General features: G+C 31.6%; 24 protein-coding genes and 1 other RNA gene. 14 read left to right on the top strand and 11 right to left on the bottom strand.

Translation table 11 applies throughout. The features are described 5' to 3' along the window. Positions 1 to 2 precede the first annotated feature (2 nt). The 4 genes from argF to FHQ18_RS06060 all read left to right on the top strand — a co-directional run bounded on the left by argF (position 3) and on the right by FHQ18_RS06060 (position 5,681). On the top strand, positions 3 to 941 hold the full coding sequence (gene argF, locus FHQ18_RS06045; protein ID WP_149266270.1) for an ornithine carbamoyltransferase: 939 nt from the start codon (positions 3 to 5) through the stop codon (positions 939 to 941). Between the two features lie 38 nt (positions 942 to 979). Beyond that, the gene (locus FHQ18_RS06050) at positions 980 to 2,191 is read left to right on the top strand and encodes an argininosuccinate synthase (RefSeq protein ID WP_149266271.1); all 1,212 of its coding nucleotides are present in this window, start codon (positions 980 to 982) and stop codon (positions 2,189 to 2,191) included. A 518-nt stretch (positions 2,192 to 2,709) separates the two neighbouring features. Then, on the top strand, positions 2,710 to 3,594 hold the full coding sequence (gene glyQ, locus FHQ18_RS06055; protein WP_149266272.1) for a glycine--tRNA ligase subunit alpha: 885 nt from the start codon (positions 2,710 to 2,712) through the stop codon (positions 3,592 to 3,594). A 50-nt stretch (positions 3,595 to 3,644) separates the two neighbouring features. After that, complete coding sequence (locus FHQ18_RS06060; protein ID WP_149266273.1) at positions 3,645 to 5,681, top strand: methyl-accepting chemotaxis protein; 2,037 nt, start codon at positions 3,645 to 3,647, stop codon at positions 5,679 to 5,681. A gap of 19 nt (positions 5,682 to 5,700) precedes the next feature. Here FHQ18_RS06060 and FHQ18_RS06065 read toward each other — a convergent pair whose 3' ends face one another. After that, the gene (locus FHQ18_RS06065) at positions 5,701 to 6,462 is read right to left on the bottom strand and encodes an NRDE family protein (protein ID WP_149266274.1); all 762 of its coding nucleotides are present in this window, start codon (positions 6,460 to 6,462) and stop codon (positions 5,701 to 5,703) included. Positions 6,463 to 6,584: 122 nt separating this feature from the next. On the opposite strand from FHQ18_RS06065, the gene FHQ18_RS06070 reads away from it, so the two are divergent. Beyond that, a complete protein-coding gene (locus FHQ18_RS06070) occupies positions 6,585 to 7,871 on the top strand; it encodes a M16 family metallopeptidase (protein ID WP_149266275.1) in 1,287 nt (428 codons plus the stop codon). 142 nt (positions 7,872 to 8,013) lie between these two features. On the opposite strand, the gene FHQ18_RS06075 is transcribed toward FHQ18_RS06070, so the two are convergent. Together FHQ18_RS06075 and acnA are read right to left on the bottom strand one after the other, a co-directional pair. Further along, positions 8,014 to 8,562 carry a hydrolase gene (locus FHQ18_RS06075; RefSeq protein ID WP_149266276.1) on the bottom strand — a complete coding sequence of 183 codons (549 nt, stop codon included), beginning with the start codon at positions 8,560 to 8,562 and terminating at the stop codon, positions 8,014 to 8,016. A 13-nt stretch (positions 8,563 to 8,575) separates the two neighbouring features. After that, positions 8,576 to 11,221: an aconitate hydratase AcnA gene (gene acnA, locus FHQ18_RS06080; RefSeq protein ID WP_149266277.1), complete on the bottom strand. Its 2,646-nt coding sequence runs from the start codon at positions 11,219 to 11,221 to the stop codon at positions 8,576 to 8,578. Positions 11,222 to 11,379: 158 nt separating this feature from the next. Between acnA and FHQ18_RS06085 the strand changes: the two genes are divergently transcribed. Continuing rightward, complete coding sequence (locus FHQ18_RS06085; RefSeq protein ID WP_149266278.1) at positions 11,380 to 11,973, top strand: helix-turn-helix domain-containing protein; 594 nt, start codon at positions 11,380 to 11,382, stop codon at positions 11,971 to 11,973. An 8-nt stretch (positions 11,974 to 11,981) separates the two neighbouring features. On the opposite strand, the gene FHQ18_RS06090 is transcribed toward FHQ18_RS06085, so the two are convergent. Both FHQ18_RS06090 and FHQ18_RS06095 read right to left on the bottom strand, forming a co-directional pair. Then, the gene (locus FHQ18_RS06090) at positions 11,982 to 12,500 is read right to left on the bottom strand and encodes a gamma carbonic anhydrase family protein (RefSeq protein ID WP_149266279.1); all 519 of its coding nucleotides are present in this window, start codon (positions 12,498 to 12,500) and stop codon (positions 11,982 to 11,984) included. Continuing rightward, on the bottom strand, positions 12,501 to 13,448 hold the full coding sequence (locus tag FHQ18_RS06095) for a sensor histidine kinase (RefSeq protein WP_149266280.1): 948 nt from the start codon (positions 13,446 to 13,448) through the stop codon (positions 12,501 to 12,503). Between the two features lie 78 nt (positions 13,449 to 13,526). Between FHQ18_RS06095 and FHQ18_RS06100 the strand changes: the two genes are divergently transcribed. Further along, entirely contained in the window at positions 13,527 to 14,063 is a 537-nt protein-coding gene (locus FHQ18_RS06100; protein ID WP_149266281.1) for a helix-turn-helix domain-containing protein, read from the top strand. 77 nt (positions 14,064 to 14,140) lie between these two features. Continuing rightward, positions 14,141 to 14,416 carry a 30S ribosomal protein S20 gene (rpsT, locus tag FHQ18_RS06105; RefSeq protein ID WP_149266282.1) on the top strand — a complete coding sequence of 92 codons (276 nt, stop codon included), beginning with the start codon at positions 14,141 to 14,143 and terminating at the stop codon, positions 14,414 to 14,416. Between the two features lie 55 nt (positions 14,417 to 14,471). On the opposite strand, the gene FHQ18_RS06110 is transcribed toward rpsT, so the two are convergent. Further along, positions 14,472 to 15,896, bottom strand: coding sequence for a phosphomannomutase/phosphoglucomutase (locus tag FHQ18_RS06110; protein ID WP_149266283.1), 1,425 nt, complete (start codon positions 15,894 to 15,896; stop codon positions 14,472 to 14,474). Between the two features lie 124 nt (positions 15,897 to 16,020). Between FHQ18_RS06110 and FHQ18_RS06115 the strand changes: the two genes are divergently transcribed. Together FHQ18_RS06115 and FHQ18_RS06120 are read left to right on the top strand one after the other, a co-directional pair. Next, positions 16,021 to 16,854: an ATP-binding protein gene (locus FHQ18_RS06115; protein WP_149266284.1), complete on the top strand. Its 834-nt coding sequence runs from the start codon at positions 16,021 to 16,023 to the stop codon at positions 16,852 to 16,854. Beyond that, a complete protein-coding gene (locus FHQ18_RS06120) occupies positions 16,848 to 17,657 on the top strand; it encodes an MBL fold metallo-hydrolase (RefSeq protein ID WP_149266285.1) in 810 nt (269 codons plus the stop codon). The genes FHQ18_RS06115 and FHQ18_RS06120 overlap by 7 nt, the downstream gene beginning before the upstream one ends. A gap of 478 nt (positions 17,658 to 18,135) precedes the next feature. Here FHQ18_RS06120 and FHQ18_RS06125 read toward each other — a convergent pair whose 3' ends face one another. Next, a complete protein-coding gene (locus tag FHQ18_RS06125) occupies positions 18,136 to 19,446 on the bottom strand; it encodes a citrate (Si)-synthase (protein WP_149266286.1) in 1,311 nt (436 codons plus the stop codon). Positions 19,447 to 19,690: 244 nt separating this feature from the next. On the opposite strand from FHQ18_RS06125, the gene FHQ18_RS06130 reads away from it, so the two are divergent. Beyond that, the gene (locus FHQ18_RS06130; RefSeq protein WP_149266287.1) at positions 19,691 to 20,533 is read left to right on the top strand and encodes a DMT family transporter; all 843 of its coding nucleotides are present in this window, start codon (positions 19,691 to 19,693) and stop codon (positions 20,531 to 20,533) included. Between the two features lie 90 nt (positions 20,534 to 20,623). On the opposite strand, the gene FHQ18_RS06135 is transcribed toward FHQ18_RS06130, so the two are convergent. Next, positions 20,624 to 20,851, bottom strand: coding sequence for a hypothetical protein (locus FHQ18_RS06135; protein WP_149266288.1), 228 nt, complete (start codon positions 20,849 to 20,851; stop codon positions 20,624 to 20,626). A 37-nt stretch (positions 20,852 to 20,888) separates the two neighbouring features. Further along, the gene (locus tag FHQ18_RS06140) at positions 20,889 to 21,245 is read right to left on the bottom strand and encodes a hypothetical protein (RefSeq protein ID WP_149266289.1); all 357 of its coding nucleotides are present in this window, start codon (positions 21,243 to 21,245) and stop codon (positions 20,889 to 20,891) included. Between the two features lie 37 nt (positions 21,246 to 21,282). Between FHQ18_RS06140 and FHQ18_RS06145 the strand changes: the two genes are divergently transcribed. Both FHQ18_RS06145 and rnpB read left to right on the top strand, forming a co-directional pair. Then, complete coding sequence (locus FHQ18_RS06145; RefSeq protein ID WP_149266290.1) at positions 21,283 to 21,933, top strand: endonuclease III domain-containing protein; 651 nt, start codon at positions 21,283 to 21,285, stop codon at positions 21,931 to 21,933. Between the two features lie 19 nt (positions 21,934 to 21,952). Beyond that, an RNA gene (rnpB, locus tag FHQ18_RS06150) (RNase P RNA component class A) lies at positions 21,953 to 22,332 on the top strand. Here the strand turns inward: rnpB and FHQ18_RS06155 are convergent. Next, positions 22,326 to 23,219: a lytic murein transglycosylase gene (locus FHQ18_RS06155; protein ID WP_149266291.1), complete on the bottom strand. Its 894-nt coding sequence runs from the start codon at positions 23,217 to 23,219 to the stop codon at positions 22,326 to 22,328. The two genes, rnpB and FHQ18_RS06155, sit on opposite strands and share 7 nt — an antisense overlap. Positions 23,220 to 23,525: 306 nt before the next feature. Here FHQ18_RS06155 and FHQ18_RS06160 point away from each other — a divergent pair, with 306 nt between their 5' ends. Then, positions 23,526 to 24,014, top strand: a complete 489-nt coding sequence (locus FHQ18_RS06160) for a hypothetical protein (protein WP_149266292.1) — start codon at positions 23,526 to 23,528, stop codon at positions 24,012 to 24,014. 14 nt (positions 24,015 to 24,028) lie between these two features. Here the strand turns inward: FHQ18_RS06160 and FHQ18_RS06165 are convergent, their stop codons facing one another. Further along, the gene (locus FHQ18_RS06165; protein WP_149266293.1) at positions 24,029 to 24,373 is read right to left on the bottom strand and encodes a cytochrome c3 family protein; all 345 of its coding nucleotides are present in this window, start codon (positions 24,371 to 24,373) and stop codon (positions 24,029 to 24,031) included. Positions 24,374 to 24,460: the final 87 nt, after the last annotated feature.

Genomic DNA, 24,460 nt, shown 5'->3' on the forward strand with positions numbered 1-24,460 from the left:
AAGTGAAAAGAGATTTTTTGACATTAATGGATTTTAGCTCAGAAGAATTGAAAAATATTATTTCTGATGCTTTGAGATTAAAAGAAGAACGAAAAAATGGAATTTTTAGAAGATATATTGAAAATAAAAAAGTTGCTTTAATCTTTGAAAAATCTTCTACGAGGACAAGAGTTTCTTTTGAAGTTGGTGTAGTGGAAATGGGAGGATATCCTCTGTTTTTAAGTAAAAACGATATTCAACTTGGCAGAGGCGAAAGTGTTAAAGATACTGCAAGGACACTATCAAGATATGTAGATATGGTGATGATAAGGACTTTTGAGCATAGCAGGATAGAGGAGTTTGCAAAATATGCTTCTGTCCCTGTTATAAACGGATTAACAAATGAATTTCATCCATGCCAGGTGATGGCTGATATTATGACTATTTATGAAAAAATGGGTAAATATGAGAAAGTTAAGTTGGCTTATGTAGGGGACGGTAATAATATGGCCCATTCATTAATGCTTGGCTGTGCGAAATTTGGTATTGATATATCTATTGCAACACCAGAGCAGTATCAATGCTTATCGGAAGTTGTGGCTAAAGCAAAAGAAATAGCTAGCGAAACAGGTTCTATCGTTGAGATAACCTTTGACCCTTATGAAGCAGTAAAAAATGCTGATTTCATATATACCGATGTATGGGCAAGTATGGGGTTTGAAGATGAGGCTGAAGAGCGTAAAAAAGTTTTTATGAAATACCAGGTTAATTCGGATTTAATGGCTGCAACGGGTAAAAAAACATATTTTATGCACTGTTTACCTGCTCATCTGGGTGAAGAAGTTACGGAAGATGTCTTTGAGTCTGAGTTTTCAATAGTTTTTGATGAAGCAGAGAATAGATTACATGCCCAAAAAGCTATTATGAAGTGGTTATTTGAGCAGTTTGATAATAATGCCTAAAAATGGCTAAGTATAATAGTTAAAGGAGGAATTATAGAATGAGTAGAGATAAGGTTGTTTTAGCGTATTCAGGAGGGCTTGATACATCAGTTATTTTGAAATGGTTGGATTTGCAAGGGTATGATGTAGTAGCTTATGTTGCTGATTTGGGACAAAGAGATGATTTGGAAGCTCTAGAGGAAAAAGCATACAAATCTGGAGCTAAAGAGTTTTACATTCTTGATTTGAAAGAGGAGTTTGTTAGAGACTTTGTATTTACCTCTATAAAATTCAATGCTGTATACGAAGGAAGATATCTGCTTGGAACATCTCTTGCGAGACCTGTTATTGCAAAAGGGATGGTAGAAATAGCAAGGAAAACAGGTGCAAAATTCGTAGCACATGGTGCAACCGGAAAGGGGAATGATCAGGTAAGATTTGAGCTTTCAGTGGCTGCTCTTGCTCCGGATTTGAAAGTGATTGCTCCATGGAGAATACCTGAATTTTTTAATAAAATTAAGGGACGTCAGGAAGCAATGGATTTTGCTGCTGAATACGGGATTCCTGTAAAGGCTACCAAGGATAAGCCTTGGAGTTCCGATGAAAACTTGATGCATATAAGCTTTGAGGCCGGTATATTGGAAGATCCTGCTATGAGGCCACCAAAAGATATGTTTGAACTATCTGTTGATCCTAAAGATGCACCTGAAACACCTGAGGAAGTGGAAATAGAATTTGAAAAGGGTGTTCCTGTTGCGGTAAATGGAGAGAGGTTAAGTGCTGCAAATTTACTTAAAAAGCTTAACGAATTAGGTGGTAAACATGGTGTGGGTAGAGTCGATATAGTGGAGAGTAGATTTGTGGGGATGAAGTCAAGAGGAGTATATGAAACCCCTGGTGGCACTATTTTAATGGCTGCTCATAGAGATCTTGAAGGGCTTACCCTTGAGGGAAGTTTGATAAATTTAAAAGATACTTTGATGCCAAGATTTGCATATTTAGTGTATGCTGGATACTGGTTTAGTAGTGAGATGGATTGTTTGAGAGCATTTGTAGAAGAGTCTCAAAAATATGTTACAGGTAAAGTAACAGTTGAATTGTATAAGGGAAATATTACGATTGTAAGTAGAGAGTCAAAGTACTCTCTTTACGATCAACTGCTTGTGTCTATGGATGATGATTTGGGAGCGTATAATCAATCCGATGCTACAGGTTTCATAAAACTAAATTCACTTCCTCTTATTGCTAACGCAAGAAGAAAAAACAGATAAGTATTTTAAAGTTGTGAGCCAGTTTATTATATAACTGGCTCACATTATTTTATTTTTTTTAGTAAGTTTACTATCCTTTTGATATCACCCAAATTTTTTATAAGCAGGAGAATTATTTTTATGGTTATCAATTAGTTAATCTGAAATAAGTTGAGAAAAATGTATTTCCTCAATAGGATTATTTGTAAAAAATGAGGTGACGCCAGATTATTATTTGCTTGTTTTTATTTCTTAATGTTACTTAGTTTTTTCTGTTTAGGTACACAACTTTTTGATATACTTTTAAAATGATATATGTGAAACTGTTAAATGTTTTGTCTTTCATATTGAGGAAAGATTTTGTATTATTCTGCCCTTGAATCGCTATTCATGGAGGTTTTTAAGGAAGCAAAAAACGTTACAAAAATAGGTTAATATGGTTTAAAAGGATTTTGAGATTATGTTAGTATCTCTATTTTATGTTGATTTTTCAATGAATTTTCTGTAAGCATTATCATTATTTTTTGGAGGTTAGTCGTATGTATTTTCAGGATGTAATTTTAAAACTTCAACAATTTTGGGCTGAAAGAGGGTGTATTATTTATCAGCCGTACGATATAGAGGTAGGAGCAGGGACTTTTAATCCTGCTACATTTTTAAGATGTCTTGGACCTGAGCCTTGGAATGTGGCTTATGTAGAGCCTAGTAGAAGACCAACAGATGGTAGATATGGTGAAAATCCCAATAGATTACAGCATTATTATCAATTTCAAGTAATATTAAAACCGTCTCCCGATAATATTCAGGAAATATATCTTGATAGTTTGAGATATTTAGGGATAGAGCCTTTGGAGCACGATATCAGATTTGTAGAAGATGACTGGGAATCACCTACACTTGGAGCCTGGGGGCTTGGTTGGGAAGTGTGGCTTGATGGTATGGAAATTACTCAGTTTACTTATTTTCAACAAGCTGGTGGGATAGATCTTGATCCTGTTTCTGGTGAAATTACTTATGGTTTAGAGAGGATTGCAATGTATCTTCAAAAGGTTGATTCTGTATTTGATTTAAAATGGAATGAAAATGTAACCTATGGGGATGTATATCACAGAAATGAAGTGGAGTTTTCTAAATACAATTTCGAAGAAGCTGACACTGATATGCTCTTTACTTTATTCAATATGTATGAAAAAGAGTGTATTAGATTAGCTGAGAAAAATCTTCCTCTTCCAGCTTACGATTACTGTCTTAAGTGTAGTCATACATTTAACTTGCTTGATGCAAGAAATGCCATATCTGTTACAGAAAGGACAGGATATATTGCAAGGGTAAGAAATCTTGCCAAAATGTGTGCTGAAAAATATCTAAAATCAAGAGAAGAAATGGGATTTCCATTATTAAAAAAAAGTACTAAAGTTTTTTAATTTATTAAACGATTAATAAATATATAAACAGTGGGTTTATGGGGTGATTGATGTCAAAAGAGCAGATTTCAAAAAGGTTTTGGGCTGATATGAATATATCTACAAAAATTTTTATTTTTTTGGTGTTGATTCTTGTATTAGGATTTTTCATTACTGGATATTTTGTAATTAACAATGTCAAAGAACATTTCACACACGAAATTAGTGAACAATTATCTGCTGAAGTTAAGACTATCAAAGATTTTCTAAACTCTACAGACAAGACAACACAAGAAATTAAAGAGGAGATAGAAGAAAATGCTTTATTTGATTTGACCGAAAGAGCTCAAGCGTTAAAAAGTACGATTACAAAGCTTTATTCTACATATACTTCTGTGGGGATGACCCCTACAGTAATTAAATTTCAGTTATCTACAGAGATATTGCAAACAAGAATCGGTACAAGCGGTTATGCATATGCTTTGGATTCTAATGGTACGTTGGTAGTTCACCCCACAAAACAGGGGACAAATTTGAAAGGGAAAAAACATATTGATCAAATGTTAGAGGAAAAGAATGGGGTGATTGTTTATGAAAGGAGTACAGATCCGAATCATCCAAAAGTTTATGCGGCTTTTAGATACCTTCCACAACTTGATTGGATAATTGTTTTAACAATTCCAGAAAATGAATTAATGGAAATTGCTAATAAAGTACAGGATGAAATTTTAAATGATATTAAGAAAAGTATTAAGACGTTAAAAATAGGTAAGACTGGCTATTATTACATAATGAATTCAAAAGGGCTTCTTGTTGTACATCCATCGAAAAAATTTGAAGGGAAAAGTGTTTATAAATATGATTTTGCTAAAGAAATGATTAAAAATAAAAATGGAGTTATTCGTTATAAATGGGAAGGTAAGTATAAAATAGTGGCTTACACTTATTATGCTCCCAGAGACTGGATTATTGCTGGTGGAAGTTATGAAGATGAGTTTTTGGGGCATATAGTAAAGTCAGCTATATTAAATTTTTCCATTGTTAGTATAATTGTTGTTTTGGTGTTACTAGTTGTTTTAAGACTTGTGTTTAAAATCAATGTTATTAATCCAATTGATGAACTTGAGGGATTGTTTCAGAAAATTGCATCAGGGGATTTGACGCAAAAGTTAGCAGTGAAGCGTAAAAATGAGATTGGTAGGATTATAATTAATGTAAATAATATGATTGATCAAATGAATAAAGCGTTATGTGAAGTTAATGCTTCAACTAAGGATGTGGGGCAGTCAGCTGAGGTTCTGGCTGCATCGAGTAATCAAATGACTTCAGGTGCCGATACTCAAGCTGAAAGGATATCTTCTGTAGAAGTAGCTATGCAAGAGATGACAGCGACAATTACTGAAATTTCTCAGAATCTAGAAGAAGTGAGTAATGAAATAGAAGGGATAAAGGGTGCGGCAGAAACTGGTAGGCAGGTAATTGATGAAACAGTGGAGGGTATTACAAATCTTTCTGAGACGGTAATAACATCTGCCGAAAAGATGAAAGAGCTTGGCAAATCATCTGAACAAATAGGTGAGATTTTACAGGTTATTTCAGATATTGCAGATCAAACAAATTTGCTTGCCCTCAATGCAGCCATTGAAGCTGCAAGAGCAGGTGAACATGGTAGGGGGTTTGCGGTAGTTGCTGATGAAGTGAGAAAATTGGCAGAAAGAACGGCTAAAGCTACCGGAGAAATAGACGAAATGATTAAATCAATTCAATCTGAAGTAAAATCATCTGTAGTACATATGGATAAGGGTGCTAGATTGGCAGAAGAAGGTTCTATGCTTGTGGGTAACCTTAAGATGAGCCTTGAAGAAATTATTAATGGTGTTTTGGATGTGGCTGATAAAATAACTGCAGTGGCATCTGCTGTGGATCAGCAATCAGCTACGAGCCAGGAAATCTTAAATAATATGGCTGAGATTGCTACGATTGCACAAGAAAATACCTCTATTGCTCAAGAAAATCACAACCAAGCAGAGATGTTGAAAGAGTTAGCTAAAAAATTGCAGCAAATTGTAAATGAATTTAAATTGCAAGAGTGTGAAAGTTTAAAATGATTTTTAATAGCCCCTGATTTCAGGGGCTATATTTGTTTATAGTGAATTTATAGGTTGTAATTTTATTAGAGAGTTGGTCTTTTTCTGCAAAAAAGACCTGATTGTCTTTATTCACATAAATGAAATAAGAAAAAATAGTTCCGTAAGTATCTGATTTTACAAAAATAGAAGATAATAGTTTTTCTTTTTCGTAGCCAATTTTAGTGTCTGGTAGCTCACTATCATCTGCTTTAGTTTCATCTTCCAAATAGTTGAATATGGTGTTTAAGTCTATTTTATCAGAGTATAGTATCGTATTCAGATAATTTTCTAATTTTTTACATTTAGGCCATTTAGTATCGAGAAAGGCATTACCTAGAGTATGTGTCCCTTCGTTAATTTTATTTAATCCACCGATATTTGAGTAATAATATAAGTCATTGATAGTGCCGAATACAAGATTGAAACCGTTGTAAATATCTTTTCTTGAGTAAAGTTCAGTGGCATATTTTTGAATGGGCACATCAGAAGTTAGAAAATTTTTTACAATAAACCCTCTTGAAGGTGCATTGTGTTTTATTAAAGTAGGATTTCTGTAATTTGTTAAAAAGGCGATTTTCCCTGTTTTTGTGATACCTAGCCAAGTACCTTGTTCTTTTAAATCTTTACCTGCTAAAAGATTGAGGTATTCTTTCCAAAAATGAGCTGGCAAAGCTTTCCGGTCGTAGAATTCGTCTCTGTTTCCTACTAAAATAAATTTATAATTTTTATTTGGGTTTACAGCAAATGCATAAATGCACATAGTATATTTATATTCTATAAAATTAGAATTTAAAAGTAACAATTGTAAATTTTTGTTGAACTAATATATAAAATATTTATCATAAAACAAAATTGGTTTTCTGATGTTGGTAGAGGTGAAATATGAAAAATATTTTATATATTTTAATATTTACGATTATTTATGGAGGGAGTGCTTTGGCTGTTGATATTTTTAAATTACAAAACGGTGTTACTGTAGCTTACAAATATATGAAGGATATAAAAATTGTGTCTGTGCAATTATGGATGAAAACAGGTTCGAGAAATGAATACAAAGATAATAACGGCATTGCACATTTTTTGGAACATATGGTTTTTAAAGGGACTGAAAAATATAAACCATCGCAAATTGATGAGATAGTTGAATCTCATGGTGGATTGATGAATGCTGCTACAAGTAAAGATTATACATTTTATTATATTACAATTCCTTCAAAAAATGCGGAGTTGGCATTTGATGTGATTAGTGAGATGGTTTTTAAAGCAAAATTTTTACCTGATGAGATAGAAAAGGAGAAGCCCGTAGTTATCCAGGAGATTAGAAGAAAGTATGATTCTCCTACTTATGATATGTGGGTAGCCTTATCAAATTATTTATACAAAGGTACGACATATTCAATGGAAGTTATTGGAACCGAAGAAAACATCGAGTCATTTAATCAAAATACACTATTTGATTATTACAACCATTTTTATCATCCTAAAAATATGACTCTTGTGGTTGTGGGTGATATTTCTAAAGATAAAGTAGAAAAATTAGCTAATAGATATTTTAATTTGAGAAAGCCGGTAAAAGCGGGAAAACAGAAGACGTTTAATCCTGTAAAGCTTGATAGAAATATTGAAAAAGATTTTTATAAAAAAGTTTCTCAGGTATATATGGCGCTTAGTTTTAAAGCTTTCCCTCTAACAGATAAGAGAATTTATGCAGCTGAGGTCTTAACGGAAGTGCTTTCAGGTGGTGAGTTTTCTCTGCTAAATCAAAGACTTAAATATGAAAAGCAGTTGGTTACATCCGTGTATGGTGGCTATATGGGGCTTAAGTATGATGGTAGCTTTACATTTTATTTGACCTGTTTGCCTGATAAATTAGAAGAAAGTGAAAAAGAACTCTGGAATGTTATTAATGATTTGAAAAATGGAAAAATATTTGAAAAGGATGTAGACAAAGCCAAAAAAAGACTTGTTGCACAGCTATTATTTCAAAGGGAAAAGGCGAGTTCTGAGGCAAATGATATAGGCTATTCTTTTACTCATGAAATTAAAGATTATTATTTGGATTATGAAAAAAATATAGAAAGTGTGAGTATTGATGATATCAGGTCTTTGGCAAAAGATTTGTTTAGCAAACATTTTGTGAAAGTTAGAACTTTGCCTGAAGAAAAGTAATTTGGTATAGATTGTAACATCGTGGTTTATAATATTTTTTAATAATACCAAGGAAGAAAACGTTACCTGTAGACACTGATGTTAAACCAAATTATAGAAGAAGTTATAGCTGATTAAAAAAGCCAGGTAAAACCTGGCTTTTTTATTTGATTAGTTTTTGAACTTCTTTAAATTCATTAGCGTCAGAACGCTCTAGCAGTTGAAACAGAACAGTTTCAACTACAGTTATTTTAGCACCAGCATCTCTCATATATTCTAAACCGAATTTCCAATTGTCTTTAAGTCTTGAACAAACTGCATCAGCTACCGTAAAAACGTTATATTGGTTTTCAATGAGATCTATAGCTGTTTGTAGCACACAAATATGAGCTTCCATTCCGGTAAGAATAACACTCTTCTTACCTGTAGCTTTTAATTTGTCTAAAAAAGTTTGCTCTTTACAACAAGAAAAGGTGAGTTTTTCCACGTGGCTATCGTCTAAATACTGCTTTAGTTCACTTACAGTTTCACCTAGTCCTTTTGTGTATTGTTGGGTATAAATAACAGGGATATTTAATATTTTGGCAGCTTCAAGAAGAATTTTTACATTTTTTTTAATTTTTTCATAAACTTTTTCAGGCATAACTTTAACAAGTTTTTCTTGAATATCCACAACTACTAAAACTGCATCATCTCTTTTTAACGTAAACATAAGTCCTCCTTTTTTAATTTATAAATTTTCTTAAAACATATGGTAATATCCCACCATGTTTGAAATATTTTACTTCAATTTCCGTATCGAGCCTTACTACACATTCAAACTCAATTCTGTTTTTATCCGGTTTTTCTGCAACAATTTTAACTTTTTTTTGTGGATAAAGATTATTTATTCCGATAATACTTATTGTTTCATCCCCTTTTATTCCTAATTTTTCATAATTATCTCCCGGTAAAAATTGAATAGGCAACACACCCATACCGATTAAATTACTTCTATGTATTCTTTCAAAAGACTCTGCTATTATAGCTTTTATTCCAAGCAACACTGTACCTTTGGCTGCCCAATCCCTTGATGAGCCAGTCCCGTATTCTTTACCAGCAAACACAACTAAAGGAATGTTTTCTTCCATATATTTCATTGCGGCATCGTATATAAACATCTCTTTATTTTCTGGAAATTTTATTGTGAAACTTCCTTCTTTTGGTGCAACCAGTTTATTTTTAATTCTAACATTGCCAAAAGTGCCTCTAATCATAACTTCATGGTTACCCCTTCTGGAGCCGTAGGTGTTAAATTTATCTACGGTAACCCCATTTTCTTTTAAATATTTACCTGCAGGATAATCTTTTCTGATAGCACCGGCTGGAGAAATGTGATCTGTAGTAACAGAATCACCCAGCAATAGAAGTATTCTTGCATTTTTTATATCACTCGGCTCATCAACTGCTAGTGTAAAGTTATCGAAATATGGAGGTTTTTTAATATAAGTGGAATTTTCATTCCATTGAAAGGTGGAGGAAAATTTAACTCGTAGATTTTGCCAATTTATATCACCTTCAAATACTTTTTTATATTCTTTTTTATAGTCATTTGAAGTGATTACCTGAGAGATTAAATTATCTATTTCTTCATTGGATGGCCAAATATCTTGAAGAAATACTGGTCTGCCGTTTGGATCGTATCCTAAAGGTTCATCCTCAAAGTTAATGTCGATTCTTCCTGCAATGGCATACGCCACAACAAGAATGGGGGAAGCCAAAAAGTTTGTTCTAACTTTGTTATGGATTCTTGCTTCAAAATTCCTATTACCTGATAAAACAGAAGCTACAGTTAGTCCTCCTGTATCTATTGCGTCTTCAACTTCTTTTATTAATGGTCCACTGTTACCAATACAGGTGGTGCAACCATAAGCTGTGATGTGGAATTTGAGTGCTTCCAGATACGGTAGAAGTCCGGATTTTTTAAGATAATCTGTGACTACTTTTGAGCCAGGAGCTAAAGAGGCTTTAACAAAGGGTTTGACTTGAAGTCCATATTCTACAGCTTTTTTGGCAAGAAGTACTGCCCCAAGCATTACTTTTGGGTTTGATGTGTTGGTACAGGACGTAATAGCCGCTATGACAATGGAACCGTCTTCAATAGTAAGCTTTTCTCCTCTTAAAGTAATTTCAACTTTCTTTTTTTTGCCATTTAAGATGTTCATAAATTTGTTTTTTACGTCAGATAAAAATATTTTATCATGAGGTCTTGATGGTCCTGCAATGGAGGGGTTCACATTGGAAAGATCAAATTCTAAAACATTAGAGTAAATTACATTATCCCAATTTTCAGCGAATAGTAAATTCTGCTTTGTATAATTTATCATGATTTTTGCTTCGTTTTCTCTGTTTGTTAAAACAAGGTATTCTGCAGTCTTTTCATCCATTGGAAAGTATGTAACCGTAGAACCATTTTCGGGACTCATATTAGAAATGGTTGCTCTATCAGGAACAGAGAGCTCTTTCATGCCTTCACCAAAAAACTCTACAAACTTCTCAACTACACCATATTTTCTTAAAAACTCGGTAATATTGAGGACTAAATCTGTAGCAGTGACACCTGGATTGACCTTACCAATAAGATTTATCCCTATTACTTGCGGTATACTCATATAGTAGGGTTGCCCAAGCATTACTGCTTCAGCTTCAATTCCTCCCACACCCCACGATAAAACACCTATACCATTTACCATAGGTGTGTGAGAATCGGTACCTATTACGGTATCGGGAAAAGCGAAAAGTTCACCATTTGTTTTAGATAATCTTATAGGTTTAGATAGATATTCGAGATTAACCTGATGGCAAATTCCATTATTTGGAGGAATAACACTGAAATTATTAAAACTAACTTGTGCCCATTTCAATACTTGGTATCTTTCACTATTTCTTTCGTACTCCTTTTTTACATTTAAATTTAACGAATCCTTTGTTCCAAAATAATCAATTTGAACGGAATGATCTATTATTAGATCTACAGGAACCACAGGATTAATGGTTTCAGGATTTTTACCGAGCTCTTTTGCAGCATCCCTCATGGCTGCAAGATCAACCACAAATGGAACTCCGGTAAAATCTTGCATTAAAATTCTAGAGGGAAAATAAGGAATTTCAATTTTTTCTTTACATAATGGATCATAATTTAATAGATATTCAATATGATCATTGTTAACAATATTTCCATCAAAATTTCTTAATAAATTTTCTAAAAGAATTCTTATTGTAAAAGGGAGCTTTTCTATTTTTGCATCACTATTTAATTTTTTTAAATTTACAAATAAGACTTTTTGGTTTAAAAAAGTTTCTTCTTTTATGAATTCTTTTTTGTTAAACATTAAATTATTTGTCTTCCTTTATTTTTTAATTATTATAACATAAGATAATGAAATATCAAAACACTCTTTAAACTAGGTTTGAGAATTAATTTTTTGTTGACAAGTTTAAGATAATTAAGTAAAACTAAACAAATTAAAATAGGTTTTAACGGTGCGTCATGGAAGAATTTGATATTAATATTGGTGAAAGAATAAGAAAGTTAAGAACAGAACGTGGTATGACATTACAGGATGTAGCAAATTTTACAGGTTTTTCAAAAGCTCTTATTTCTCAAATTGAAAATAATGTAGTTACTCCACCAATTACTACATTGGCAAAGATTGCTAAAGTGTTAAATGTAAAAATGACTTACTTTTTTGATGAAGAAATAAATTATAAAGATTATTATGTTGTTAAAAAGAAGGATCGCAAGTTTGTTTTTAGAGAAGGTGCAAAGCATGGATATCTTTATGAGGAGCTTGCTCATATTAAAAATAATGATCTTTTTGAAACATTTGTAGTTACAATAAAGCCTGGTGATACTCATAAGAAACTTTTTAGTCATGAAGGTTATGAATTTATGTATATTCTAGACGGTAAGATAAGGTTGTATCTAAATAATGATATTATTGAACTTGAGGAAGGGGACTCTATTGCTTTTAGCTCTAAGATTCCTCATTATGCTGAAAGTATTGATAGAGGTTCTTCAAAGATTTTAAGTGTAAGAATGAAAAAGCTGGATGTGCAAAAGTTACGTAATTTACAAAAATAACTTTATATTTAGAAATTAGCTAAATAAATATCTTTATATTTTTTATATCTTAAAGCATAATCAGTAATACTTTTAATTTCTTCTTCAGAAAGTTCTTTTACAACTTTTCCAGGATAACCTTTTATTAATACATTAGGAGGGAAAGTTTTATTTGGTGGGATAAGAGTTCCAGCAGCTACAATACTGTTTTCATTAATAATACTGTTGTCCATTATTATAGCGCCAATTCCTATTAAGCAATTATTCTTTATAGTACAACCATGTAATGTGGCGCTATGACCAATAGTTACGTAATCACCAATAATAGTAGGGTATTTGTTAAGTGTGACATGAATAACTGAATTGTCTTGAATATTTGAAAATTTTCCTATTTTTATAAAATTTACATCTGCTCTAATTGTTACATGAAACCATATGCTTGATTCATCTCCAAGTTCAACATCACCAATAATTGTTGCATCTTGAGCAATAAAAACATTTTTGCCAAGAACAGGCTTTAATTTAAGTCTTTTCTTAACGTTTTCCATTTAGCACCTTTTTAACTTTAAGATATATTTATTACCAAATTGTGTATTTTCAAGTATTAAATCTATATTATTATTTATTGCTAATTGCTTAGATAGAAAAAGTTTGTATTCTGGTTCATTTGTATTTATATCCGTTGATTTTGTTAAGAAATAATTTTTAACTTTATCCAGATTAAAAGGTTTTCCTGTATCAGTTATTTCTATGATGAGAAAATCTGGGTCACTTTGAATTTGGAGTTCTATGACACCTTTTTCTGTGCTAATGACTGAGGCTAAAGCGATATTTAACAAAATATTATTAACAATTTTTTCGTCATAAATGACATCTGGTAAGGTGTCAGGTAGATTATAATTAAAAACTACTTTCATATTGCTTTTTATTAATCCTTTTATTGTAGATATTAATGATTCTATAACATATTTGCATGAGCCGCATTTTTTTTCACTTTCAATATCTCCGCTAGGCTGTTTTGATAAATTAATAATATTTGACAACATAAGATTAAGACGTTTTGCTGATTCATCTATCAGCTTTAAAGAATTGATAATATCCTCTTTACTAAGACTCTCATAATCGTTTATTAGCAAAGTGGTAAATCCAATAATAGAATTTAAAGGAGTTTTTAGTTCATGGTTCATATTTATTAGTATATTGTTGTGATAATTTGCGAGTTTTTCGTATTCTTTTTTTGATTTTAAAAGTTGTAAATTTAAAGCTTGTAACTCTTCATTAGATGTTTTTAATTCGTTAGTGGTTGTATTTAAGGCTTCGATTTTATTTTTAAGTTCTGATTCTGTTTCTTTTAATTTCTTAATTATAAAAAAAGTCAGTATAAATAAATAAGAGGTTATAATTATATCTGGGATATAAGAAATATTTTTAGATTTTAAAGAAAAATAAACTAAAGTAACAAAAACCGTTGATATCACGCTTAAAATATACAGCATATTATTTAACTAACCTCTTGACTTTTTATTATAAATTTAATATATAATTGAAAAAATAAAAAAAGGCAAGGTGATAAAATGAGTTATGGTGCAAAATTAAGAGAAATAAGAAAGAGATTGGGCATGACCCTTGAGGATGTGTCTCAAAAGACAGGGTTTACAAAAAGTTTTATTAGTCAGATTGAAAATGGTAAAAATTCACCGTCCATTGCATCATTGAAAAAAATATGTTTTGCTTTGGGGATTACTATAAGTGAACTGTTTGAAGATGAAAGAAATGTCGTTTATAAGTTTAGTTACGATGATTATAAGGTTTTACATAACAAAAATATTGATATTTATTTTCTTGCAAACAAGTTGGTTAATAGAAAGTTAGAACCATTAATTTTAGAAATGGGACCAAACTCTGAAACTGGCTCAAATTTTTACAATCATGTTGGTGAAGAGTTTGGGTATGTGTTAGAAGGTGAAATTACTGTAATTATCGGTAATACTGAGTATGTGTTGCATGAAGGTGAATCGATATACTTTAGTTCGAATTTACCTCATAAGATTAAAAATAAAACAAATAAGCATGCTAAAGCTTTTTGGGTAGGGACACCACCTTCTTTTTAAATTGTGTATAAACTGCTTGACTAAAGTTTAGTTTTTTGTTATTACTCCCACTTGTTTAAAAAAATATGAGGTGAAGGATGGCGCATACATTATCTGCAAAGAAAAGAATTAGACAAAATGAAAGAAGAAGATTGAGAAATAAGTCTTACAAATCAATGATGAAAACTTTTACTAAAAAATTTCTTACAGCAGTAGAGTCAGGAAATTTTGAAGAAGCTGAAAAGCGTTTTAATGAAGTGGTAAAAGTAATTTATAAAGTTCAATCAAAAGGTGTTATTCATAAAAACCAGGCAGCAAGAAGAGTTTCAAGACTTGCAAAAAGATTGCAAGCTCTTAAAAATAGTGTAGCTTAATATTATCTTAATATTAAATTTAGTTAAACAAAAAAGCGGCCATTGGCCGCTTTTTTTATATAAGTTTATTCAACTCTGATTCAATTATTTTCTGATATTCTAACATTTTTTCTTTAGTGGCTGCTTCGAATCTCATCACTAATACAGGTTGTGTATTACTTGCTCTTAATAATCCCCATCCTTCATCAAAAACTACCCTTATACCGTCAGTATCTATAATATTTTTAATGCCATATTTTCCTTCATTTTTGTATTGTTTGAATAGTTCTGTTAATTTGTTCACTATCTCAAATTTTTTCTCTTCAGGGCAATCAAATCTTATTTCGGGAGTGTTATAAACTTTTGGTATATCTTTTAATAAGTCTGAGCAGACTTTTATTTCATTGTCGATAAGTCTGTTAACGTATGCTTCTAAAAATCTTACTGAAGAATAGATGGCATCATCATACCCAAAATATTTGTCATTGAAGAAGATATGACCACTCATTTCACCAGCTAATTCAGCGTTGGTTTCTTTTAATTTATCTTTAATTAATGAGTGGCCTGTTTTCCACATGATTGGTTCAGCACCTATTTCTTCAAGGTAATCAAACAGCACTTGAGAAGCTTTCACATCTGCAATAACTTTTGGTTTTGAGTAGTATTTTTTCAATTCTTTAGCATAAATGATTAAAAGCATATCACCCCAGATAATACTTCCTTTTTCATCTACTACACCGATTCTATCTGCGTCACCATCATATCCTATTCCAAAATCAGCCTTCTCTGTTTTTACAGTATTAATAAGATCAACAAGGTTTTCTTCAACAGTGGGGTCAGGGTGATGATTTGGGAAGGTTCCGTCCTCTTCACAGTAAAGTTCTACTACTTCTACACCTAAATTTTTAAATATTTTTGGAGCAACTTTTGAAGCTACGCCGTTTCCAGCATCTATAACAATTTTTATTTTCCTTTGAAGTTTTGAAATTTTCTCTTTTAATTCTGAGAAATGGTTATTCATCCATTCTATATAAGTAGAAACGATATCGTATGAAGAAAAATTACCTTTATTTGCAGATTTTCTGTAACCGTATTTAATAATATCATCATAGATAGATGTTATCAGTTCAGAGTGGTAAGTCTCTTTTCCTATGCCAAATTTCATTCCGTTGTATTCAGGGGGGTTGTGACTTCCTGTAATCATGATAAACCCATCGGAGTTTAAATGAAATGCACTAAAGTAGGTAACTGGGGTAGGGCATCTTCCCAAATCGATTACATTTACACCGGCATCAAGTAAACCTTCTTTTGCTCCTTCAAAGAGTTCATCAGATGATAATCTAACATCTCTTCCTATGGTAACAGTAGGATTTTCTTTTTTAACTTTTTTTATTAACTGATAAGCGAAAGTGTTAGTAATTTGCTTGATTGTTTCTTTGTTGAAGTTGTCTGGAAAAATACCTCTGATGTCGTATTGACGAAAGATTTTTTTATCTATCATTTTCACCTCCTTAATCAATGGTACATTATATTAAATTATTAAAAATACAAGTATTTATCAAGTAAAATTGAGTTTGCAAAGGTGTATTGTTTACAAAAAATTTATTTTTTGATATACTAATTCTATGAAAAAGATAGGCGTTTATTTCAACAAATTCAAATACAATAAAGAAAAAATTAAAGAGTTTTGTGAAAATGAATGTTTTGAATTTATAGATATTGATTCCATAGATAAATTGAATAATGCGGATCATAGCTGGATAATGATTATGACTGATGAATTTGATGAAAATTTATCTAATTTAAAAATTGGAGTGCCATTAGTTTTAGTTGGGGACCTTACAAAATGTGGTAGCACAACATCATGCTATCAGCTATCAAAAGATTTTAATGATGTTTGCTTACGGGGTTTGGTTGATGTAATTTATCATGGAGGAATTTTAGAAACATTTAATATTGCTGCAAAACCAACTTTTATTAAAAAAGAGTGTATCATACACAACGATATTTTTAATATTGATAAAATTGTGTATAATTTAACTAGAGAATTAATTTATTTTTTTAAAATATCAGATATTCAGAAATTGAGAATAGGTATTTCAGAAATATTGACAAATGCCATTGAGCACGGAAATCTTGAGATAAGCGGAGATAAGAAGTTTGAAGAAACTGAAAATGGTACTTATTTAGAATTTTTGAAACAAAGATTATTAGATGATAGATTTAAAGATAGATATGTTAGTTTGATGATGGAAATAAATTCTGAAATTTTTAAAGTTGTAATAAAAGATATGGGGCAAGGTTTTGATACAAAAAGTATTTCAAATCAGTTTGATGATGATGATTTATTAAAATTACATGGACGAGGCATTCTAATTGCCAAGATGTATTTTGATGAAATTGTTTATAATGAAAAAGGGAATAAAGCAACACTTATTAAAAGGATTAAAGAATGTTAACAATTCTTGGAAGCAGAGGTACAATTCCTGTATCAGGTTATGAATATGTAAAATATGGAGGGTGTACACCATCTCTGTTTGCAAGAGTTGATGATACTGCTATTATTTTTGATGCAGGGACTGGTATTTATAAAATTAATACTATCAAAGATTTTAAACGGATTCATATATTTCTATCACATCTTCATTGGGATCATATTATGGGGCTACCTCTTTTCTCATATTTTTATAAAGAAAATATAGATATTTTTATTTATATTGATGATAAAGATGATTTGGATACTTCAGATTTCATAAGGTATTTATTTAAGGAACCTTTTTTCCCAGTATCGCATGAAAAATTGAACTGTAATTTATCAATAATAAAAATTGATTATAATAGTAAGTATTCGTTTGGTAGATATGAAATTATCCCTTTTCCTGGTAATCATCCAAATGGAGCAAGTATGTTTTTAATTGGAAATTCAAAATTTAAGTGTCTTTATGCTACTGACTTTGAACATGGGACCGAAAAGGATGATATTTTAATTGAAGCTGCAAGTGGTGTAAATTATTTGATTTATGATACCACCTATACTCCAGGCGATTTTTTAGGAGAGAGGGATGGTATCGATAAAACAGGTTGGGGGCATTCTACTTTTGAATATGGGGCTAAATTTGCAAAGAAAAGCAAATCTAAAAATTTAGTATTATTTCATCATAATCCAGATTATATTGATTGTTATATAGATGAGATAGTAATAAAGGCTAGAAAACACTTTTCACATACGATTGCTTCTTATGATGGTATGATACTTCAATAATTTAATGTTCAAAGTTCAATGTTCAACCCGTGGAATATGACGCTTCAAAATTTTACTTATCAAGCATGGAACTTATACCCATTCTTCCAGAAAATGTCAGCATAAGCCTTATTCCACGGGTTGAGGATATTGCACAAAAGTGGCTCAATATTCTTATAACTCATTGATAAATTAAAGATTGCTTCGTCGCTACTGCTCCTCGCAATGACAGGCAAGTCCATGTCATTGCGAGCGTTAGCGAAGCAATCTCATTATTATCAATATGTTAAGCATATAGTTATGCATTCACCGTATTTATTTATCTATTGTGCAAACATCCTTAGGTTCAAGGTTGGTGGATGTAATTTCTGTGAGTAGAGGTGTTAAGATGGTCAATCTCTACGGTTTATTTACTTTTTATTTTTTAGGGACATTAATTGATTAAGATTTTTCAGTTAAAAAATAAAAAAAGGTGCCCATTCGGGCACCTTTTGTATTATTACTTTTTAATTCCAGCAATTTCTTCAAGCATATCTGTTGTAACAGATTTTGGTCTTTCAATTGGGTAACCAAGAGCTCTGTCCCATGTGATGTTAGCAAGAACACCAAGAGCTCTACCGATACCAAAGAGTACTGTGTAGAAATCGTATTCTCTAACACCGTAATACCACTGAATAACACCGGAGTGAGCATCAACGTTTGGCCATGGGTTTTTAGCCTTACCATGTTTTTCAAGAACACCAGGTACCACTTCATAAAGCATGCTAACGATTTGGAACAACTCATCATCTGGTAAGTGCTTAAGAGCAAATTCTCTCTGAGCTGTGTATCTTGGGTCAGTTTTTCTAAGAACAGCGTGACCGTAACCAGGTATAACTTGACCGCTGTTAAGAGTATCCCAGCAGAATTTTTCAAGATCTTCTTTAGTAGGCATTTTATCACCATATCTTGCACGAAGATCTTGAATCCACTTGAGAACTTCTTGGTTAGCAAGACCGTGTAATGGTCCAGCAAGACCATTTAATCCTGCTGAAAGTGAGTAGTAAGCATCTGAGAGAGCTGATGCAACAAGGTGTGTTGTATGTGCAGAAACGTTACCACTTTCATGGTCAGAGTGAAGTATGAAGTACATTCTCATAACGTCATCGTAAGGCTTATCAATTCCCATCATGTGAGCGAAATCGCCACCGAAATCAAGGTCTGGGTTTGATGGGATTGGTGTATCTCCTTTATACTTCATCCTGTAGATGTAAGCACCAATTTCTGGCAATTTAGCAAGAAGATCCATTACGTCTTCATACATATATTCCCAGTAGTTGAATTTATTCATTTTACCTTCTGCGTAAGCTTTAGCGAACTTGGACTCTCTCTGAAGTGAGAGAATAGCAGCAGAGAACATTGTCATTGGGTGAGTGTCTCTTGGCATTGTTCTAAGAAGATCAAATACATACTGAGGAACTTGCTTTCTTGCTTTGAATTCATTGATTACTTCTTGTACTTCTTCTTCTGTTGGGATTTCCCCAGTTAAAAGAAGATAAAAATGCCCTTCAACATAAGGCATTTCGCAACCTGCTGGCTTTGGAAGCTTCTCCATTACTTCTGGAATAGTATATCCGCGAAACCTAATTCCTTCATATGGGTCAAGGTAAGAAATATCTGTAACAAGACATTTAATCCCTCTCATCCCACCAATAACTTGAGAAATAGTAACGTCGCATACTTTTGTGTCGCCAAATTCTTTTACAAGCCTGGTAGTTCTAGGTCTGTGCTCTTCAATCTTTTTGGCTAATTTTTCCTTAAGTTTGCTCATAAGTACCTCCTCAGGTTTAATCATCGTTTATTATAAAACACTTTTTATTTTTATCACTCTTTATAGATAATGTCAATATAAAAATTGTATACAATATGCAATGTATGGTGAAAATGCGAAATTAAAATAACTGTTATACCAATAAGATATGAGTGGTGTATTGAAAATATCTATAACTATTATTTTGTTATGTAACTTTAAAATAACATTTGACTATAATGGTGATATTAAATAATAAAAAGCAATGTTTGGTTATACTTTAGTTTTAGTAAGCGCACTTTTTCATTCATTATGGAATATATTGCTTAAAAAGTCTGATAATAAATATTTTTATAATTTTTATATGCACTTAGCTAATTTTATCATTTTTTCATTTGCATATGTTATTTTTTTTAGACGTTATTTGTATTTAGATAAAATTACTATATTTGTTGCATTCATTGCATCGACATTTTTTACGTTTTATCACCTTTTTTTATCTACAGCATATAATTATGATGATATAAGTAAATTATACCCTGTAACTACTGTTTCTCCTTTATTTGTTACGCTATGGGCTGTTTTATTTTTGAAGGAGAAAATTGATATTGTTTCTTTTATTGGAATAATCTTTATAATTTTTGGTGTAGTTATAATTGGTAATATTAAGAATATAAAAATATCAAGAAATAAGGGGATAATATATGCTCTTTTAGCTGCTTTTGCTTATTCTTTGGGTGCAATTATTGATAAACTTGGAGTGAGTAGTGGGAATTTTATTCTGTATGTATATACTCTTACATTTTTCATGACTCTGTATATGTTTATCTTTAATCGTAATTATGTGAAAGGTAATTCTGCGGATTATTTTAAGAAAAATGTCTGGAAAATTTTTCTTGGGGGTGGGGTACTTTTTTTCTCATTTTTAACTTATAGATATGGCTTAAAAATGGTAAATGTTTCCTATGCAACAGCTCTAAGACAGGTTAATACGATTTTTGGTATTTTTTGGGGGTATGTATTTTTTAAAGAAAAAATTACTATTTATAAAATAATTGGCACTGTATTTATTGGTGCAGGTGTATCTATTTTGAAATTTTACGTATAATTGGCATATATCTTGCTTAACTAACTTCAGGTAGTGGAACAACCACGCCAGCGATGGACTGAGTTTTGCCGGTAGGAGGCCGGCCTCCTTTTAATCGATGATTATTAAAGCATTTTTTTTGCTTAGTTCTGAATAGTTTTGAATATAATCATTAACAATGATTGTGATAACATATTTTCCTGGTTCCTCTTTTCTTGCAGATCTTATATTCAAAATTTTTCCTTTAAGGCGCAATTTACTGGTTGAAAGTGTTTTGTTTGTACTTGTTTTATTGTTGATTACTGGAATAGTTATTGAAGGTATAAACTTTACATCCATTGTAATTCCCTTTTTTCTAGATATCGGTATTTTCTGATTAATCTTTATAGAATTCGTTTAAGAAGGAATGATCAGTCAGCCCTAATATTTCTCTGTGTTTTTTAAATTCATCTAAGTATTTGTGGAAGATATTGTTAAGTTGAATTATTTTTTTATTACTTATGGAGATTTTTCTATCTAACCTTGGTATTAAGGCTTTGAGAACTTTTTTCTTTTTATAGCTTGCATTTGGTAATTTCAATTCAACTTTTTTTCTTATATTTTTAAGTCTTATCGATTTATTTTTTTCAGAAATTAACATTTTGTGTGCAATTTCTACTTTTTTTGAGTAATTAAGATATGTTTCTGATTTTAACTCGTTGATTTCATTTATAAGCTGTGATAAGTCAAACATACATTTAATTTATCAAAAGAGGGGAAAAGTTCAAGTGGTGTTAAATAGATTGTATGAATTACTGTTTCACAATTATGGCGATTTGAAATGGTGGCCTGCAGATACTCCTTTTGAAGTGGCTGTTGGTGCTATACTTACGCAAAATACAAACTGGAATAATGTAGAAAAAGCAATTAAAAACTTAAAAGAAGCTGATTTGCTAAATCCTTATGGGATTTTTGAAAGTGATGAAAATTATTTAAAGGAATTAATAAGACCTGCAGGATTTTATAATCAGAAGTGTGAAAGATTAAAAATTCTCAGTGAGTTTATCATAAAGGAACTTAAAGGTGATATTCTTAATTTAAAAAAATGTGGTTTGAAAGAAGCGAGAGAAAAATTGCTTACTTTGAAGGGGATTGGGAAAGAAACAGCCGATTCAATTTTGCTTTATGCTCTTGATTTTAAGATTTTTGTTGTAGATGCATACACATTAAAGCTTTTTGAAAGGTTAGGTATTGGAAAATTTTCAAATTATGATGAATGTCAAGAGCATGTTCATAAACATTTCAGAGGAGATGTAAAGCTTTATAAAAATTTTCATGCATTGATTGTTGAGCATTGTAAAAGATTTTGCAAAAAATATCCAAAATGTGTAGAATGTTTTTTTAACTCAAAGCATTGTTTTTGGGTTGAACAAATTAATTGAAAGGTATATTTTTAATTGGTGAGATGGCCGGGTGGTCGCTCCACCTTTTGGTGGAGAGGAAAGTCCGGACACCACAGGGCAGGGTAGTCGGTAACGCCGACCTGTCGTGAGGCAGGGAAAGTGCCACAGAAAAGAGACCGCCGAGTACCTAAAACATTTTTGTTTTAGGTGCTCGGTAAGGGTGAAAAGGTGGGGTAAGAGCCCACCGCTCCATCTGGTGACAGATGGAGGCACGGCAAACCCTACCCGGTGCAAGGCTAAATAGGTGAGCGTTTGAGGGTGGCCCGCCCGATGCTCACGGGTAAGCCGCTAGAGCCTATCGGCAACGATAGGCCCAGAGGAATGACCACCATCCGCCTAAGGCGGATACAGAATCCGGCTTACAGGCCATCTCACCTTATCTTTTTAGAAAGGATAAGCACTGTTAAAACATAATTATTACTTGGGTTATACTTTCTCAAAACATAAAAATTATTAAATACTGCCCAATAACTGTTATCAATTTTGATGATTTTGGCTTTATAGTTTGGTTTAAGTTGAAATGGAAAACTAACTCCTTTTCGTTTTAAGATTTTAACAGTCATCCACCTATTTAAGAGAGATTTCTTTGCGTTGTTAACCTTTATAGCAGTTGGCTTTTTATAATTCCATCCAAATTTATGTAGATAGTTAGCCACGCTTCCTATGGCATCAGGGATTTCTTTGATAATATCAATTTTACCATTTTTATTAAAATCAATTCCATATTTTATAACATTTGATGGCATGAATTGAGGAATTCCTATGGCGCCAGCATAGGATGATAATATTGATTCAACATGCAACTTATTCTTAAAGCAGAAACTTAAAAAATTTCCCAATTCGTTAGTAAAATAATCGGCTCTTTTTTTAAAATAGGTGGAGAGAGTATATAGTACATTGAGAGTTTTATGATTAAATCTATGTTTCCCATAAAAAGATTCTATACCAATTATTGCAGTGATAATGTTTTTATCAACCTTAAAAATTTTTTCGCTTTTTACTAACCATGAATTATATTTTTTTAAGAACTTTTTACCTTCTACTATTCTTTTTTTTGTAAGAAGTAGTTTCTTGTATTGATTAAATGGTAGATTTTCTTTTGGCATTTTTATGAGGGTTAAGCTTTTCTCATCTATACTTGCTTTTTTTAAACTATTTACTATATAATTTTCGGGAATATTAAATTGGTTTTTAATTTTTAAAACAAGATTTTCAGCAAAGAGGTTGGTTGAAGATAGTAAGAACACTAATAAAATGTAAATCATAATATATATGATAGATGAATCGAAAATATATGCAATGAAATGATGTTGGAGAAATAAAATTTGTTTACTGGGGTAGGAAAACTCAGAACTAATTGTATTAAGGGTAGTAAGTAGTATGGGTATTAAAGGTGTTATAGTTGGGGTATATTTTACCTTTATAACCTTTATAACCTTTATAACTCCTACTACTCTTATGACTTTAAAAACTTATTTGCAAGAATGCAGTTTCAGTGCCATCGAATATTGAACTGATAAGATACATAATGATGGTTATGATTGTTAATAAAAATTTAATAAAGAGGTAATATGGAAAAGGTAGAGATAGTTAAAGAGTTGGAAGAATTAGCATTGAAAATTGAAAAAAGATACAATAGGGGTGGTAGTTTCAGTCCTTTTAGATATTACAAGTATGAAGATGGAAAGAATGTTCCTGTTTATTTTATAGGTGCACCTGGATTAGCTGTGGCTTTTAGTGCTACACTTGTTGCAGCTTTACTGTTTATTTTGATAACATTACCTTTTAAATTATATTATTGGATACCCTTTGTTATTTTTGTTGCTTTTATAATGCGTCTTGCTGTGAAAATTGATAAAGCAAGGCAGATAAGAAGTTTCTGTGCAAATATTGTGTTAAGAGCCATAAAGTCTATTAAAAAATATAATGAAGAGGGAAATAAAGAATATTTAAAGTCAGCTGTAGAATTTTTAAGAGAAGCAAATAAATGGGTGAACGATAAAAATATAGAAACACAATTATCAAATATTGATAAAGTGTTAAAATCTGTTAAAGAGTAAGAGGCTTTAGCCTCTTACTTGTGACATTTATTACAAGATTTACCTTTTGGAACTTTTTTAGCCTTGTGGCATGGCCAGCAAAATTCTTTATGAACTTTGTTAGCAGTGCCCTTTACAACACCAGCAGTAAGTTTTTTTCCTGTTTTTGCGCTTTTTAAGTCTTTGCCTCCATCAGCACTGAGGTGACATTCTGTACATTCGTTTTTTGTCTGATGGAACCAGTGAGGAAACTTAACTGCTTTTTTTGTTGTCTTAGGAACATTAAATGATTTTGATAAATCAATTACTTCAGGGCCTTGTCCTGCAATAACTGTTACAGCAAACGCAAGAATAGCTAATACCACAGATACTTTCTTCATATAAATACACCTCCATGAAATTTTCTTTAATTCTAGATTATTTTATTTTTTATGTCAATGTATGAAGATAAATGTGAATTCACTGTT

This window comes from Deferribacter autotrophicus, from assembly GCF_008362905.1.
Lineage (GTDB): Bacteria > Chrysiogenota > Deferribacteres > Deferribacterales > Deferribacteraceae > Deferribacter > Deferribacter autotrophicus.

Excerpts from the sequence above, each read along its gene's own strand:
- FHQ18_RS06050 (WP_149266271.1), top strand. The coding sequence starts at position 980 with ATGAGTAGAGATAAGGTTGTTTTAGCGTATTCAGGAGGGCTTGATACA.
- glyQ (WP_149266272.1), top strand. The coding sequence starts at position 2,710 with ATGTATTTTCAGGATGTAATTTTAAAACTTCAACAATTTTGGGCTGAA.
- FHQ18_RS06060 (WP_149266273.1), top strand. The coding sequence starts at position 3,645 with ATGTCAAAAGAGCAGATTTCAAAAAGGTTTTGGGCTGATATGAATATA.
- FHQ18_RS06065 (WP_149266274.1), bottom strand. The coding sequence starts at position 6,462 with ATGTGCATTTATGCATTTGCTGTAAACCCAAATAAAAATTATAAATTT.
- FHQ18_RS06070 (WP_149266275.1), top strand. The coding sequence starts at position 6,585 with ATGAAAAATATTTTATATATTTTAATATTTACGATTATTTATGGAGGG.
- FHQ18_RS06075 (WP_149266276.1), bottom strand. The coding sequence starts at position 8,562 with ATGTTTACGTTAAAAAGAGATGATGCAGTTTTAGTAGTTGTGGATATT.
- acnA (WP_149266277.1), bottom strand. The coding sequence starts at position 11,221 with ATGTTTAACAAAAAAGAATTCATAAAAGAAGAAACTTTTTTAAACCAA.
- FHQ18_RS06085 (WP_149266278.1), top strand. The coding sequence starts at position 11,380 with ATGGAAGAATTTGATATTAATATTGGTGAAAGAATAAGAAAGTTAAGA.
- FHQ18_RS06090 (WP_149266279.1), bottom strand. The coding sequence starts at position 12,500 with ATGGAAAACGTTAAGAAAAGACTTAAATTAAAGCCTGTTCTTGGCAAA.
- FHQ18_RS06095 (WP_149266280.1), bottom strand. The coding sequence starts at position 13,448 with ATGCTGTATATTTTAAGCGTGATATCAACGGTTTTTGTTACTTTAGTT.
- FHQ18_RS06100 (WP_149266281.1), top strand. The coding sequence starts at position 13,527 with ATGAGTTATGGTGCAAAATTAAGAGAAATAAGAAAGAGATTGGGCATG.
- rpsT (WP_149266282.1), top strand. The coding sequence starts at position 14,141 with ATGGCGCATACATTATCTGCAAAGAAAAGAATTAGACAAAATGAAAGA.
- FHQ18_RS06110 (WP_149266283.1), bottom strand. The coding sequence starts at position 15,896 with ATGATAGATAAAAAAATCTTTCGTCAATACGACATCAGAGGTATTTTT.
- FHQ18_RS06115 (WP_149266284.1), top strand. The coding sequence starts at position 16,021 with ATGAAAAAGATAGGCGTTTATTTCAACAAATTCAAATACAATAAAGAA.
- FHQ18_RS06120 (WP_149266285.1), top strand. The coding sequence starts at position 16,848 with ATGTTAACAATTCTTGGAAGCAGAGGTACAATTCCTGTATCAGGTTAT.
- FHQ18_RS06125 (WP_149266286.1), bottom strand. The coding sequence starts at position 19,446 with ATGAGCAAACTTAAGGAAAAATTAGCCAAAAAGATTGAAGAGCACAGA.
- FHQ18_RS06130 (WP_149266287.1), top strand. The coding sequence starts at position 19,691 with ATGTTTGGTTATACTTTAGTTTTAGTAAGCGCACTTTTTCATTCATTA.
- FHQ18_RS06135 (WP_149266288.1), bottom strand. The coding sequence starts at position 20,851 with ATGGATGTAAAGTTTATACCTTCAATAACTATTCCAGTAATCAACAAT.
- FHQ18_RS06140 (WP_149266289.1), bottom strand. The coding sequence starts at position 21,245 with ATGTTTGACTTATCACAGCTTATAAATGAAATCAACGAGTTAAAATCA.
- FHQ18_RS06155 (WP_149266291.1), bottom strand. The coding sequence starts at position 23,219 with ATGATTTACATTTTATTAGTGTTCTTACTATCTTCAACCAACCTCTTT.
- FHQ18_RS06160 (WP_149266292.1), top strand. The coding sequence starts at position 23,526 with ATGGAAAAGGTAGAGATAGTTAAAGAGTTGGAAGAATTAGCATTGAAA.
- FHQ18_RS06165 (WP_149266293.1), bottom strand. The coding sequence starts at position 24,373 with ATGAAGAAAGTATCTGTGGTATTAGCTATTCTTGCGTTTGCTGTAACA.